This is a genomic window from Leifsonia sp. NPDC058230 (assembly GCF_042882245.1).
Lineage (GTDB): Bacteria > Actinomycetota > Actinomycetes > Actinomycetales > Microbacteriaceae > Leifsonia.
On record NZ_JBHVWM010000002.1, the window covers coordinates 396,531 to 409,714 of the forward strand.

The following is a 13,184-nucleotide window of genomic DNA, read 5'->3' on the forward strand; positions in this document are numbered from 1 at the left end:
TCCCCAACCGAGGGTCCGGAGGGGTTGTCCCCAATGTCCGATTTCCGCGAGTGGCCGTCGGTGGCAGCCCCTAGAGTCGAGTCATGAGCACTTCCTTTGCCTATCTCACACGCATGAGCAGCCCGATCGGGCGGCTCGAAATCACCAGCGACGGCCAGGCCATCACTTCTCTCTCGATCGAGCGCGGCGGCCACCTCCCGCTCGAAGAACATCCCGAGCGCAGCACCGCGGTGCTCGACCTCGCGGTCCAGCAGCTCACCGAGTACTTCGCCGGGGACCGCGAGAACTTCGAGGTGCCGGTCAACCCGACCGGTACGGAGTTCCAGCGCGCCGTCTGGCAGCGCCTGTCCGAACTCGAATACGGCCAGTTCCTGTCGTACGGCGAACTCGGGGCCGAGATCGGCCGCCCCGGCTCCGGTCGGGCGATCGGCGGCGCGGTCGGCGCCAATCCGATCCCGATCCTCATCGGCTGCCACCGCGTTCTGGCCTCGAACGGCAAGATCACGGGGTACAGCGGTGGCGAGGGCGTTCCCACCAAGCTGTGGCTGCTCACCCACGAGGGGATCATGCTGGCCGCATGAGCGAAGCAGTCATCGCCGGAGAAGACGGTTTGGTCCGATGCTCGTGGTCTGCAGCCGACCCCGACTATCGGCGCTACCACGACGACGAATGGGGAACCGAGCAGCGCGACCCCCGAGCCCTCTACGAGAAGCTCTGCCTCGAAGGGTTCCAAGCGGGGCTCTCCTGGATCACGATCCTGCGCCGGCGACCGGCCTTTCGCGAGGTGTTCCACAATTTCGAGGTCGCCGAGGTCGCGGCCATGCACGAGACCGACGTCGAACGCCTGCTCCAGGATGCGCGGATCATTCGCCACCGAGGCAAAATCGAGGCGACGATCTCGAACGCACGCGCCGTGCTCGCACTCGATGGCAGCCTCACCGACCTGATGTGGAGTTTCGCACCCGAGCCCGGTCAGCTCCCGCGGCCGCAGGCCTGGGGCGATGTGCCCGCCGTGACCGCCGAATCCACCGCGCTCAGCAAGGAGCTCCGCAAACGCGGTTTCAAATTCGTCGGCCCGACCACGATGTACGCGCTCATGCAGTCGACCGGCATGGTCGACGACCATTTCGTCGGCTGCTTCCGCGCGGCCTGAGAGGTGAGCGATCCGCCCTCCCGCGGGGCAGCAAGGGTCGGGCCGACGACGGCACTCGGTTCTCGCGTTCGGATTCTCGCTCGTGAGGCCTGGTCCGCACGTGCCCGACCGCAGGGCGGAATTGTGTGACCTCACGAATCCGAACGTTCGAGGTCGGCGTGAGGGGATCACGCCGGGTTACCGTAACGTCGGCCCGACAGATTCGGCGGGGAAGGGCATTCGCGACATTGCGAGCGCCAACCCACCTCGGCTGCTTGCTCCTCCTCCTGCTCGCATTGCCCGATGCGAAGCTGTGATTGAGCTTCACCTTACTATGAGTTTATCTCAGTTTCCTCAGGTCCACCACTGATTTGCGCAACAGATTGCGTAGATGCAGTAATTTCTGGGGAACCGGCTCGCCGTGGGCATCGTTCGCAGGATCCGCGCCCGCATCGCGCGACGGGCTAGCGGAGAACTGCCATCAGCTTCCCGGGCTCCCCCGCGACCTCGGGGACGACGAGCTCGAGCTCACCGCCGTCTGCAGCGACGCTGAGGTCGTAACCCTCATCACGCGCCCAGTCGAGCAGTTCGTCGGTCGTCGCGAAGTCGACCCCGGCTTCGATGATCGCCCGGGTAAAGAGACCCTTCGCCTGCTTGTTGAAGTGATTCAGTGCGCGCACATTGCCGCTCGCATCCCGGGCGAGCACGCGAATGTAGTGCACGTGATCCCGCGCCGGCGTGGGGCCGAGCGCCGCGTAGCCTTCCGACCGCAGGTCGAGGATGAGCCCAACGCGATCGGCCAGTACCTGTGCGACCGCGGGCGCCCACTGCTTCTTCAGGGTCGGCACACCCGCGGCGAGCGAGAGACGCGAGTCGAACGAGAGCCGATACGCGGGAATGTCGTCACCCGCGGCGACGAGGCCGAGCAGTGCGGAATGGACGGCGACGTTCTCGTTGGCGAACGCGCGCTGACCGGCGGAGAGCGCGGGCGCATCCAGTGCGTCGTAGAGCACACCGGTGTACCGCTCAAGCGCCGCCATCGTCGGAGCCTTCGAGATCGCACGGTTGCGGTCGACCTCGCCGGCCTGCTTCGGCCCCAGCTTGAGCGCCCGGATGCTCGCCTCCCGGTTGCGGGAGAGCGCAGCGACCGCGCGCAGCACCGATCGCCGAACCGGCGTCAACTGCCCGAAGGACAGTGTGCCGAGCGCGAGTGGGTCTCCTGCGCCGCCGTCCCGCTTGGTCTCGGAGGGCGGAAGGAGGATGAGCACGCTAGCCCTCCAGGAAGGCCAGTGCGATCTCGACGTTCTCGCCGAGCGGGGCGACGGTGTCGATGGTGACGCGCGGCATCGCCGCACACGCACCCTTCCACTCCGTGTACTCCTCGATGCTCTGCTCGACGGCATACGCGCTGAGCAGCGGGCTTCGCTTGGCCAGTCGCGCCTTGTGCAGCTCGTCATCGGAGCAGACGACCTCGATAACCCGGAGCTTGACATCGGCTCGCTCGGCGAGGTCGCGCCATTGCAGGCGCGCGGGCTCCACGGCGTTGACCGCGTCCACGATCACCGAGTGGCCCGCGAGCAGCACCTGCTCGGCCATCGTCTCGGCGACGAGGTACGCGGCCAGCCCGGTCGGCTGGTCGGACTCGATGCCAGCCCGCAGAATCGAGGCCTCGATCGGATCGACCGAAACGGTGGTCGCGCCGAGGCGTGCGCCGATGATCTCGGCGAGGGTGGACTTGCCCGACCCGGGCAGTCCGGCCATCGCGATCAGAACGGGAACACGAACATCCCCGAACTGCCGGTCGATCGGTGCCTGCTCAGCCAAACTCAGACCAGCTCCGCCTGACGGGCCACGATGGTGACCGTATTGTTCTCGACCGAGAGGAACCCGTCGTCGGCCTGGGCGCGGATGGACTCCGAGCCATTGACCGTGACGCGCACCTCGCCCGAGGCGAGGATGGCCAGCAGCGGCTCGTGGCCGGGGAGGATACCGATCTCACCCTCGACCGTCTTCGCGACGACCATGCTCGCCTCGCCCGACCACACTTCGTGGTCGGCGGCGACGACGCTGACGTTGAGAACAGCCATCGTCAGCCGTTCTCCTTCTGGATCTGAGCCCACTTCTCTTCGACGTCGGAGATCGAACCGACGTTGAAGAACGCCTGCTCGGCCACGTGGTCGTACTCGCCCTTGGCGATCGCGTCGAACGACTCGATGGTGTCTTTGAGGGGAACGGTCGAACCCTCGACGCCGGTGAACTTCTTGGCCATGTAGGTGTTCTGCGAGAGGAACTGCTGGATGCGGCGCGCACGCGACACCGTGATCTTGTCCTCTTCGGAGAGCTCGTCGACACCGAGGATGGCGATGATCTCCTGCAGCTCCTTGTTCTTCTGGAGGATCTGCTTGACGGTGGTCGCCACGCGGTAGTGGTCCTCGCCCAGGTAACGCGGGTCGAGGATGCGGCTGGTCGAGGTCAGCGGGTCGACGGCCGGGTACAGGCCCTTCGACGCGATCTCACGCGACAGCTCGGTGGTGGCGTCGAGGTGGGCGAAGGTGGTCGCCGGCGCCGGGTCGGTGTAGTCGTCGGCGGGAACGTAGATCGCCTGCAGCGAGGTGATCGAGTGTCCACGGGTCGAGGTGATGCGCTCCTGCAGAACGCCCATCTCGTCGGCGAGGTTCGGCTGATAGCCCACGGCGGACGGCATGCGGCCGAGAAGGGTCGACACCTCGGAGCCGGCCTGGGTGAACCGGAAGATGTTGTCGATGAAGAGCAGCACGTCCTGCTTCTGAACATCGCGGAAGTACTCCGCCATGGTCAGCGCCGACAGGGCGACGCGAAGACGCGTTCCCGGCGGCTCGTCCATCTGGCCGAAGACGAGCGCGGTCTTGTCGAAGACGCCCGCCTCCTCCATCTCGTGGATGAGGTCGTTGCCCTCACGGGTGCGCTCACCGACACCGGCGAACACCGACACACCACCGTGGTCCTGGGCAACGCGCTGGATCATCTCCTGGATGAGCACGGTCTTGCCGACGCCGGCACCTCCGAAGAGGCCGATCTTTCCACCCTGCACGTAGGGGGTGAGCAGGTCGATGACCTTGATGCCGGTCTCGAACAGCTGGGTCTTCGACTCGAGCTGGTCGAACTTCGGGGGCTCGCGGTGGATGCCCCAGCGCTCGGTGATCTCGACCTTCTCGCCGGGCTCGAGGTTGAGGATGTCGCCGGTGACGTTGAAGACCTTGCCCTTGGTCACGTCTCCGACGGGAACCGTGATGGGGCCGCCGGTGTCGCGCACCTCTCCGCCACGGACCAGGCCGTCGGTCGGCTTCAGCGCGATGGCGCGGACCAGGTCGTCACCGAGGTGCTGGGCGACCTCGAGGGTGATCTCGGTCGACTGCTCACCGATCGTGATGGTGGTCTTGAGTGCGTTGTAGATTCCCGGGATCGAGTCGTGGGGGAACTCGATGTCCACGACCGGGCCGGTGACGCGGGCGATACGCCCCACGCCGGCCGGCTGCGCGGTCGAAGCCTGGGCTTCGGCGGTTGCGGTAGTCATGTGTCTTCTCTTCTCGTTCTACGTAAACGTATGTCGTCCGGGTCAGTCGGTGGTAGCGAGTGCGTCCGCACCGCCGACGATCTCGGAAATCTGCTGGGTGATCTCGGATTGGCGAGCGTTGTTCGCCAGGCGGGTGTAGTCGGTGATGAGCTTGTCGGCGTTGTCGCTCGCCGCCTTCATCGCCTTCTGCGTGGCGGCGTGCTTCGAAGCAGCCGACTGCAGCATCGCGTTGAAGATCCGGCTTTCGATGTACACGGGGAGCAGCGAGTCGAGGACCGTCTCGACATCCGGCTCGAACTCGTACAGCGGCAGGACCTTGTTGTCCTCCGGCTCCTCGACGCCCTCGACGACCTCGAGCGGGAGGAGGCGGATGACCTGGGGCTCCTGCACGAGCATGCTGACGAAGCGGTTGTAGATCACGTGGATCTCGTCGACTCCGCCGTCCGAGGCGTCCCGGAGGAAGGATTCGAGGATCGCGTCACCGATCTCCTTCGCCTGTGCGAACTCCGGAGCGTCCGTTCCACCTGTCCACACTCGCTCGAAGCCGCGGCGGCGGAAGCTGAAGTACGAGCTCGCCTTGCGTCCGACGAGGAAGTAGACGACATCCTTGCCCTGGCTGCGGAGCAGCTCGGCGAGACGCTCCGATTCCTTGAGCACGTTCGAGTTGAACGCGCCGGCCAGACCACGGTCGGACGTGAAGATGACGATCGCTGCGCGCTCGATCTTCTCCGGCTCGGTGGTCAGAACGTGCTCGACGTTCGAGTACGTCGCAACCGCCGACACCGCGCGCGTGATCGCGCGGGCGTACGGGGTGGATGCAGCGACTCGCGCCTGCGCTTTCTGAATGCGTGAGGCGGAGATCAGCTCCATGGCCCGAGTGATCTTCTTGGTCGTCTGGGCAGACCTGATCTTCTGCCGGTAGACCCGAAGTTGCGCTCCCATGTGTCTCCTACGTACCTATCTGCTCGTGCGTCGCGCTCAGCGCTTCGCCTTGACGATCTGCTCCTGGTTGACGTCTTCCTGGGCGATCGCTTCGAACTCTTCGCGGCCGACCGAGGCGAGCGGCTTGCCCTCGCCGGTCTGGAACTCGAGCTTGAACTTCTCGACGTCGGCCTCCAGCTTCTCGACGGTCTCGTCGGAGAGCACGTTGGTCTCCCGCAGCACGTCGAGAACGTCGGAGTTGCGGCGCAGGTAGTCGAGAAGCTCACCCTCGAAACGCAGGATGTCTTCGACCGGGACCTCGTCGAGCTTGCCGTTGGTGCCGGCCCAGATCGAGACGACCTGCTCCTCCACGGGGAACGGCGAGTACTGCGGCTGCTTGAGGAGCTCGGTGAGGCGTGCGCCTCGGGCGAGCTGGCGACGGCTGGCCTGGTCGAGGTCGGAGGCGAACATCGCGAACGCCTCGAGCGAGCGGTACTGCGCCAGCTCGAGCTTGAGCGTTCCCGAGACCTTCTTGATGGACTTGACCTGGGCGTCACCGCCGACTCGGGAGACCGAGATGCCCACGTCGACCGCCGGACGCTGGTTGGCGTTGAAGAGGTCGGACTGGAGGAAGATCTGGCCGTCGGTGATCGAGATCACGTTGGTCGGGATGTACGCGGAGACGTCGTTCGCCTTGGTCTCGATGATCGGCAGACCGGTCATCGAGCCGGCGCCCAGCTCGTCGGAGAGCTTCGCGCAACGCTCCAGCAGGCGGGAGTGCAGGTAGAAGACGTCGCCGGGGTACGCTTCGCGTCCCGGCGGGCGGCGCAGCAGAAGCGACACGGCGCGGTAGGCCTCGGCCTGCTTCGACAAGTCGTCGAAGATGATGAGGACGTGCTTGCCTGCGTACATCCAGTGCTGGCCGATGGCCGAACCGGTGTACGGAGCCAGGTACTTGAAGCCGGCGGGGTCGGAGGCGGGAGCCGCGACGATGGTGGTGTACTCCATCGCGCCGGCGTCTTCGAGCGCGCCCTTCACCGAGGCGATGGTCGAGCCCTTCTGGCCGATGGCGACATAGATGCAGCGCACCTGCTTGTTCTCGTCGCCGGACTCCCAGTTGGCCTTCTGGTTGATGATCGTGTCGATCGCGATGGCCGTCTTGCCGGTCTGGCGGTCACCGATGATCAGCTGACGCTGGCCACGGCCGACGGGGATCATGGCGTCGATCGCCTTGATGCCGGTCTGCAGCGGCTCGTGCACGCTCTTGCGCTGCATCACGCCGGGCGCCTGGAGCTCGAGCTCGCGACGGCCTTCGGAGGCGACCTCGCCGAGCCCGTCCATCGGGTTGCCGAGCGGGTCGACGACACGGCCGAGGTAGCCGTCGCCGACGGGCACCGAGAGGACCTCGCCGGTGCGGGTCACCTCCATGCCTTCGACGATGCCGTCGAACTCGCCGAGGATGACGACGCCGATCTCGTTCTCGTCGAGGTTCTGGGCGAGGCCTGCGACACCGTTGGAGAAGCGGATGAGCTCGTTCGCCATGACGCCGGGGAGACCCTCGACGTGCGCGATACCGTCGGACGCGTCGATGACGTGACCGATCTCGGTGGTGTCTGCCTTGCCCGGCTCGTAGTTGGTGACGAAGTCTTTCAGCGCGTTCCGAATCTCATCGGGGCTGATCGTTAGTTCTGCCATCGTTGTTCCCTATTCTGTGCGGGACTTGGATGTCCCTCAGTGCCTGTGTGCGGCGGCGACCTGTCGGTCAGCCCGCCAACTGAAGTCGTAGTTCGTGGATGCGTGAAGCGATGCTGCCGTCGATCACGTCGTCGCCGATCTGCACCCGCACTCCGCCGAGGATGCTGGGGTCGACGATCTGGTTGATCTTCAGTTGCTTGCCGTACTTGGTCGAGAGCACCCCGCGCAGACGCTCCTGCTGTTCCGCGGGGAGCGCCTTGGCCGTGTAGACCGTGGCGATGGTGAGATCGCTCTGGTCAGCGACCGTGCGCGCTGCTTCGCGCAGGGCCTCGCGGATGCTGCGGCCCCGGGACTGAACAACCAGCTGGCGCACGATGGCCACGGTCTGCTTCGAGAAGCGGCCCGCCAGAAGCCGGTCGACCAGGGCGCCCTTGGCATCCGGATCGGCGAGTTTGCTGCGCAGCGCGAGTTCGAGGTCGGCATTGGACGTCACGGCGGTGCCGAACGTGAACAGTTCGGAGGCGATGTCGACGTCTTTCGGCGCCGACTGGGCGATGGCCCGGATGCCGAGCTCCTCGATCGCGCCGAGCAGGTCTCTGGGCTTCGACCAGCGCTCGCGCGCGACGACCATCAGCACGTCGACCGACGTGATGGAGAGCTGAGGACCGAACACGCGACGGACGAGCTCGGCCTTGCCCGCGGGGTCGGCGGATGGATCGCTGACGACTGCGCGGAGCTGGGCGGAGTCGGCGAGGACCCTGGACGCTGCGAACAGGTCTTCAGCCGTCGCCAGATCGGCCTTGGTCCCCAGGCCGGCGAGAGCCGACACGGACCGGGCCAATGCTTCTCTGGTGGCGCTTCCCATTACTTGCTCGACCCTGCCTTCTCGCTGGCCTCGAGGTCGGCCAGGAACCGGTCGACGATGGCCTGAGACCTCTTGTCTTCGTTGAGCGCCTCACCGACGACACCCGACGCCAGGTCGAGTGCGAGCGAGCCGACGTCGTTGCGCAGCGATACGAGCGCCGACTGGCGCTCCGCCTCGATCTGCGCCTGAGCGTTCGCGGAGATGCGAGCGGCCTCGGTCGACGCGTTCTCCTTGGCCTCGGCGACGATGCGCTGACCGTCGGTACGTGCCTGCTCGCGGATCTTCGCCGCTTCGCTGCGCGCGTCGGCGAGCTGGGCGGTGTACTCCTCGAGAAGAGCCTCCGCCTTGTGCTGCGCCTCGTCGGCCTTCGCGATGTTTCCTTCGATCGCTTCTGCACGCTCATCCAGAAGCTTCTTCATGCGCGGAAGAACGAGCTTCCAGAAGAAGAACAGGATGATGACGAAGCAGATCAGCGAACCGACGATGTCGTACCACTCGGGGATGAGCGGATTGTGCGCTTCAGTTGCAGCCTTCACCACGGAGTGGATCATGCTTCCTCCTTGCTGAGTGAGAAAAGAGGACTTAGACGAAGATGAAGTAGGTCGCGATACCGATGAACGCCAGCGCCTCGGTGAAGGCGATACCGATGTACATCAGGACCTGGAGGCGACCGGCCAGCTCGGGCTGGCGGGCAACACCCTCGATGGTCTTGCCGACCACGATGCCGACGCCGATGGCGGGGCCGATGGCCGCGAGGCCGTATCCGACGGTGGCAATGTTGCCGTTGATAGCAGCGATGTCCACGTTATGTGTTTCCTTCCGTGATGGCGATCAGCGCGGGCGCGCGGAGCGTTGTTAGTGTTCCTCGGCGACCGCGAGCTGAATGTAGACAGCGGTCAGCAGTGCGAAGACGTAGGCCTGGAGGACTGCGACCAGGATCTCGAACAGGGTGAATGCGAAGCCGAAGGCGAAGGTGCCGATTCCGAAGAGCGACCACCAGCTTCCGGCCGTGAAGAAGAAGAACGCGGTCGCGCTGAAGAAGAGCACGAGCAGGAGGTGCCCGACGACCATGTTCATCAGGAGTCGGAGCGTCAGGGTGATCGGGCGCAGGATGAACGTCGAGATGAACTCGATCGGGGTCACGATGATGTAGAGCGCCTTGGGGACACCGGGCGGGAAGAGGGCGTTCTTGAAGAAGTTGCCCGGGCTCTTCTTGACGCCGGCGTAGATGAAGGCGATGTACGCGACGACCGCGAGCACCAGGGGGACGCCGATCACCGAAGTTCCGGCGATGTTCAGGAACGGGATGACACCCGTGAGGTTCATGAACAGCACCATGAAGAAGATGGTGGTGATCAGCGGGAGGAACCGCTGACCGTCTTTCTTGCCGAGCAGGTCTTCGGCGATGTTGACTCGTGCGAAGTCGAGTCCCATCTCCACGACCGACTGGAAGCGTCCGGGGACGATCTTCATGCGGCGGGTTCCCAGCCAGAAGACCAGGATGATGGCGAGGACCGCGATGAAGCGGATGACCATGATCCGGTTGACCTGGAAGTCACCGATCGAGAAAATTGCGGGCGGGAAGAACTCATCGATCGACGGACCGTGGAAGCTGCCGTCATCGGAGCTTGCGGTCTGGACCAGCAGGTTCACAGCGTTAGCTAACAGCGCTATCTCCTGTTTCGGGGCGTCGAGCATAAGCTCTCGCGACGACGAATATGTGAACACCCTGCGCTCTTGCGCGCCGGAAGAAATACACTCTGGCGAGCGCTGGGTGGGGGAACTTCCTCAACTCTACAAGAGTTTTCGCAGGGTAACGAATCGGATACGGGTCACGGCTTCTCGCCCGGCAGAGTCGTGTCGCTCACATAGGGAACACGCGACCGGAAGACGACGATCATGTCGACGACGAGCGATCCGACGACCCCCGCGATCAGGCTGAGGAACAGCACGACGGGGTTGATCCAGGGCTGATCTTTGAGCACGACCGCGAGCACGATGAACAGCACGAATTTGAGCAGCCAGCCGCCGAGGACGATTCCGAAGAACAGGCCGACGAAGAGGTCGCTGCCGATGAATCGGTTCGCCACGAGGATGCTGAGCGCCGTGATGCTGAGAAAGACCACAGCCATCAGGGTGCCGATGAGAGCGCTCGTGACACCGATCCAGCCGGCGAAGATCCCGCCGAGCACGGCTCCGACCACTGCGATCACGACGGCGAGGATCGCCCCGTACTTGAGCACGTCTTTGAACACCGGCGTCGAGCTCGGCTGCACGGGTCGTGCAGGCTGGCCGGCCGAAGGCTTGTCGCTTTCGCGGTCGGTCATGGGGTCTCCTTGGTGAGCGGGGTGGTCTTCCGGATGCGCGGAGTGTCGGGGGTCGACTCGCTGGCGACGTCGAGCTGGTCGTAGTGGGCCGTCGCATCCGCTTCGTCGCTGCCGGCCGGTGCGAGCTCGGCGGCCGCCTCGTTCGCCTTGCGACGGCTCAGCGGTGCGAGTGTGAAGGCCGTGCAGACCACCAGGCCGATCGCGATGAACACGATCGCCATCCAGTACGGGTCGAAGAAGAACAGCAGGCAGCCGATGGAGAGCACGGCCGTCCATGCGTAGAAGATGAGAACAGCGTGCAGATGGCTGTGCCCCATGTCGAGGAGGCGGTGGTGCAGGTGTTTGCGGTCGGCGCTGAACGGCGACTTGCCCGCGCGCAGCCGGCGAATCACGGCGAGACCGAAGTCGAGCAGCGGGACGACGAGCACCGCGAACGGCAAGATGATCGGAATGAAGGCGGGCACGAGCGACGACTTGCCGAGGGTCTGGAGCGCTTCGGGATTGATCGTTCCCGTGACCGAGATCGCCGACGTCGCCATGAGCAGGCCGATCAGCAGCGCGCCCGCATCGCCCATGAACATCTTCGCCGGGTGCCAGTTGAGCGGCAGGAAGCCTGCGCAGGCGCCGACCAGGATGGCCGCGATCACCCCTGCGAGGCTGAAGTAGTTCTGCGGGCTGATCTCGCGCTGCAGCAGATAGGTGTAGACGAGGAATGCGCCGTTCGCGATCAGCGCGACCCCGGCCACCAGCCCGTCGAGTCCGTCGATGAAGTTGATGGCGTTCATCACGAGCACGATCGCGAACAGCGTGATCACGATGCTCATCACCGGCGAGCCCACGGTCAGCCCGCCGATCGGGAGCGAGTAGATCTGCACGCCGAGCCAGGCCACGAGGCCCGCGGCCACGAACTGTCCGGCCAGTTTGGTCATCCAGTCGAGGTCCCAGATGTCGTCGGCGACGCCGATCACGACGATCAGCAGTGACGCCCCCAGGATGGCGAGGATCGGCCCCGAGTCGGAGAAGATCAGACTCAGCACGCCGAACTGCCCGGAGAGCAGGTAGGCCACCCCGAAGGCGACGAGGATGCCCAGGAACATCGCGATACCGCCGAGGCGCGGCGTCGGCGTGGTGTGCACATCCCGCGCCCGGATCTTCGGATAGAGCCGGTACTTCAGGCTGAGCTTGTAGACGACCAGCGACATCCCGAACGTGATGACGGCCGAGATCAGGGCGAGCGCGAGGAGGAGGGTCACGGCCTGGCGTCCGGGGCTTTCTCGGTCTCGGCGCTGTCGTGCGCCAGCTGGTCGCCGACGATCGCGCGGATGCTCTCCTCGGAGATCACACCGTGCCGCAGGATGCGCAGCGGGCCCGTGCCCGCGGCAAGAGCCGTGGCATCGACGATCGTGGACGACGAATCGCGCCCCTCGACCCGGCTGTAGCCGGCCCCGGCCTCTCCCCCGTCGAGGTAGACCTCGACCGAGTCACCGAGCATGCCTTCGGCCTCGGCGGCGGTGCGGGCGGCCGGGCGGCCGGTGAGGTTGGCGGACGAGACCGCGAGCGGTCCGGTCTCGGACAGGAGCTCGAGAGCGATCGTGTCACTGGGCATTCGCAGTGCAACGGTTCCGCGGGTCTCGCCGAGATCCCAGGCGAGCGAGGGTTGTGCGGGAAGCACCACGGTGAGGCCGCCGGGCCAGAACTCCTGCACGAGGTCGGTGACCGCCTGCGGCACGTCTTCGGCGAGGGCGGCGAGCGTCGGGATGCCGGGGATGAGCACCGGCGGAGGCGACTGGCGACCGCGACCCTTCGCATCCAGGAGCCGCTGCACAGCGGCCGGGTTGAAGGCGTCGGCCGCGACCCCGTAGACCGTGTCGGTCGGGAGGACCACCAGCTCGCCGCGGCCGATGGCGGCGCGCGCGAGCCTCATGCCGGTGAGGAGTTCGGAGTCGACCGAGCAGTCGTAGATGGGAGCCATGTCGCCACAATGATAGTTGAGCGATCACCGCGTTCCCTGCGGAGGGGACGATACTTGAGCCGATGGACGTCTACTTCTTCGACTGCGACAAGACCCTCTACGACTACGACTTCCATAAGCGGCTGCCGCTCCTCGCCGAGCTCAGCGGCGTCAGCCAATACAGGCTCGCCTCCACCTGGTGGGCCGGTGGCTTCGAGCGTGCAGCCGAGATCGGCGAGTACGCCACCTCCGACGAGTATCTGCGTGCTTTCGCCGAAGTCACGGGCGCCAAGCTGACCATCGAGCAGTGGCAGCGGGCGCGCAAAGCGGCGATGACCCCGATCCTCGGGTCCATCGCCGCCCTGCACGAAGCCGCCGGTCTCGGCACGGTCTCCCTGCTCTCGAACAACCCCATCCCGTTCAAGGATTCGCTGCCGGTGCTCACGCCGGAGATCATCGATGTGCTGCAAGGTAACGATCTCGTCTCGGCTGTGCTCGGCGCCCGCAAACCCGAACGGCGCATCTACACACGCGCCCTCGGACGGTTCGGCGTCGACGCCTCCGACGCCATCCTGTTCGACGACTCCGCGGCGAACGTCGAGGGCGCTCGCGCGGCCGGGATGCACGCCCACCAGCTGACGCAGAACGAGGACGGGTCGTTCGACACCGAAGGCCTGGTCGGAGCCATGCACGCTTTCGCTGAGCGCGACAGATCCGCCAGGCCTTCGACGTCGTAGCAG

General features: G+C 65.6%; 16 protein-coding genes. 3 read left to right on the forward strand and 13 right to left on the reverse strand.

What is annotated here, in order from left to right:
• Window positions 1-83 precede the first annotated feature (83 nt).
• Both ACFVV0_RS07505 and ACFVV0_RS07510 read left to right on the forward strand, forming a co-directional pair.
• Complete coding sequence (locus tag ACFVV0_RS07505) at window positions 84-581, forward strand: methylated-DNA--[protein]-cysteine S-methyltransferase (RefSeq protein ID WP_387060522.1); 498 nt, start codon at window positions 84-86, stop codon at window positions 579-581.
• On the forward strand, window positions 578-1,153 hold the full coding sequence (locus ACFVV0_RS07510) for a DNA-3-methyladenine glycosylase I (RefSeq protein WP_387060525.1): 576 nt from the start codon (window positions 578-580) through the stop codon (window positions 1,151-1,153). The genes ACFVV0_RS07505 and ACFVV0_RS07510 overlap by 4 nt, the downstream gene beginning before the upstream one ends.
• A gap of 443 nt (window positions 1,154-1,596) precedes the next feature.
• On the opposite strand, the gene ACFVV0_RS07515 is transcribed toward ACFVV0_RS07510, so the two are convergent.
• The 13 genes from ACFVV0_RS07515 to ACFVV0_RS07575 form a co-directional block, all read right to left on the reverse strand.
• On the reverse strand, window positions 1,597-2,400 hold the full coding sequence (locus tag ACFVV0_RS07515) for a YaaA family protein (protein ID WP_387060527.1): 804 nt from the start codon (window positions 2,398-2,400) through the stop codon (window positions 1,597-1,599).
• A 1-nt stretch (window position 2,401) separates the two neighbouring features.
• On the reverse strand, window positions 2,402-2,956 hold the full coding sequence (locus ACFVV0_RS07520) for an AAA family ATPase (RefSeq protein ID WP_387060530.1): 555 nt from the start codon (window positions 2,954-2,956) through the stop codon (window positions 2,402-2,404).
• Between the two features lie 2 nt (window positions 2,957-2,958).
• Window positions 2,959-3,219, reverse strand: a complete 261-nt coding sequence (locus tag ACFVV0_RS07525) for a F0F1 ATP synthase subunit epsilon (protein WP_387060532.1) — start codon at window positions 3,217-3,219, stop codon at window positions 2,959-2,961.
• A gap of 2 nt (window positions 3,220-3,221) precedes the next feature.
• Entirely contained in the window at window positions 3,222-4,685 is a 1,464-nt protein-coding gene (atpD, locus tag ACFVV0_RS07530) for a F0F1 ATP synthase subunit beta (protein ID WP_387060535.1), read from the reverse strand.
• 42 nt (window positions 4,686-4,727) lie between these two features.
• Window positions 4,728-5,627, reverse strand: a complete 900-nt coding sequence (locus ACFVV0_RS07535) for a F0F1 ATP synthase subunit gamma (protein ID WP_387060538.1) — start codon at window positions 5,625-5,627, stop codon at window positions 4,728-4,730.
• Window positions 5,628-5,663: 36 nt separating this feature from the next.
• On the reverse strand, window positions 5,664-7,301 hold the full coding sequence (gene atpA, locus ACFVV0_RS07540) for a F0F1 ATP synthase subunit alpha (protein WP_387060541.1): 1,638 nt from the start codon (window positions 7,299-7,301) through the stop codon (window positions 5,664-5,666).
• A gap of 67 nt (window positions 7,302-7,368) precedes the next feature.
• The gene (locus ACFVV0_RS07545) at window positions 7,369-8,166 is read right to left on the reverse strand and encodes a F0F1 ATP synthase subunit delta (protein ID WP_387060544.1); all 798 of its coding nucleotides are present in this window, start codon (window positions 8,164-8,166) and stop codon (window positions 7,369-7,371) included.
• Window positions 8,166-8,717 (reverse strand): F0F1 ATP synthase subunit B, encoded by a 552-nt coding sequence (locus ACFVV0_RS07550; RefSeq protein ID WP_387060546.1) that lies wholly within the window; start codon window positions 8,715-8,717, stop codon window positions 8,166-8,168. Before ACFVV0_RS07550 ends, ACFVV0_RS07545 begins: the two co-directional genes overlap by 1 nt.
• A gap of 31 nt (window positions 8,718-8,748) precedes the next feature.
• The gene (atpE, locus tag ACFVV0_RS07555) at window positions 8,749-8,970 is read right to left on the reverse strand and encodes an ATP synthase F0 subunit C (protein ID WP_064111451.1); all 222 of its coding nucleotides are present in this window, start codon (window positions 8,968-8,970) and stop codon (window positions 8,749-8,751) included.
• Window positions 8,971-9,021: 51 nt separating this feature from the next.
• Window positions 9,022-9,819 (reverse strand): F0F1 ATP synthase subunit A, encoded by a 798-nt coding sequence (atpB, locus tag ACFVV0_RS07560; protein ID WP_387060550.1) that lies wholly within the window; start codon window positions 9,817-9,819, stop codon window positions 9,022-9,024.
• 179 nt (window positions 9,820-9,998) lie between these two features.
• The gene (locus tag ACFVV0_RS07565; RefSeq protein ID WP_387060553.1) at window positions 9,999-10,493 is read right to left on the reverse strand and encodes a hypothetical protein; all 495 of its coding nucleotides are present in this window, start codon (window positions 10,491-10,493) and stop codon (window positions 9,999-10,001) included.
• Window positions 10,490-11,746 carry an MraY family glycosyltransferase gene (locus ACFVV0_RS07570; RefSeq protein ID WP_387060556.1) on the reverse strand — a complete coding sequence of 419 codons (1,257 nt, stop codon included), beginning with the start codon at window positions 11,744-11,746 and terminating at the stop codon, window positions 10,490-10,492. The genes ACFVV0_RS07565 and ACFVV0_RS07570 overlap by 4 nt, the downstream gene beginning before the upstream one ends.
• Window positions 11,743-12,465 (reverse strand): L-threonylcarbamoyladenylate synthase, encoded by a 723-nt coding sequence (locus ACFVV0_RS07575; RefSeq protein WP_387060559.1) that lies wholly within the window; start codon window positions 12,463-12,465, stop codon window positions 11,743-11,745. The genes ACFVV0_RS07570 and ACFVV0_RS07575 overlap by 4 nt, the downstream gene beginning before the upstream one ends.
• A gap of 62 nt (window positions 12,466-12,527) precedes the next feature.
• On the opposite strand from ACFVV0_RS07575, the gene ACFVV0_RS07580 reads away from it, so the two are divergent.
• A complete protein-coding gene (locus ACFVV0_RS07580) occupies window positions 12,528-13,181 on the forward strand; it encodes an HAD family hydrolase (protein WP_387060562.1) in 654 nt (217 codons plus the stop codon).
• Window positions 13,182-13,184: the final 3 nt, after the last annotated feature.

Coding starts and splice junctions, on each gene's coding strand:
- ACFVV0_RS07505 (WP_387060522.1), top strand. CDS start 84: ATGAGCACTTCCTTTGCCTATCTCACACGCATGAGCAGCCCGATCGGG.
- ACFVV0_RS07510 (WP_387060525.1), top strand. CDS start 578: ATGAGCGAAGCAGTCATCGCCGGAGAAGACGGTTTGGTCCGATGCTCG.
- ACFVV0_RS07525 (WP_387060532.1), bottom strand. CDS start 3,219: ATGGCTGTTCTCAACGTCAGCGTCGTCGCCGCCGACCACGAAGTGTGG.
- atpD (WP_387060535.1), bottom strand. CDS start 4,685: ATGACTACCGCAACCGCCGAAGCCCAGGCTTCGACCGCGCAGCCGGCC.
- ACFVV0_RS07535 (WP_387060538.1), bottom strand. CDS start 5,627: ATGGGAGCGCAACTTCGGGTCTACCGGCAGAAGATCAGGTCTGCCCAG.
- atpA (WP_387060541.1), bottom strand. CDS start 7,301: ATGGCAGAACTAACGATCAGCCCCGATGAGATTCGGAACGCGCTGAAA.
- ACFVV0_RS07545 (WP_387060544.1), bottom strand. CDS start 8,166: ATGGGAAGCGCCACCAGAGAAGCATTGGCCCGGTCCGTGTCGGCTCTC.
- ACFVV0_RS07550 (WP_387060546.1), bottom strand. CDS start 8,717: ATGATCCACTCCGTGGTGAAGGCTGCAACTGAAGCGCACAATCCGCTC.
- ACFVV0_RS07565 (WP_387060553.1), bottom strand. CDS start 10,493: ATGACCGACCGCGAAAGCGACAAGCCTTCGGCCGGCCAGCCTGCACGA.
- ACFVV0_RS07575 (WP_387060559.1), bottom strand. CDS start 12,465: ATGGCTCCCATCTACGACTGCTCGGTCGACTCCGAACTCCTCACCGGC.
- ACFVV0_RS07580 (WP_387060562.1), top strand. CDS start 12,528: ATGGACGTCTACTTCTTCGACTGCGACAAGACCCTCTACGACTACGAC.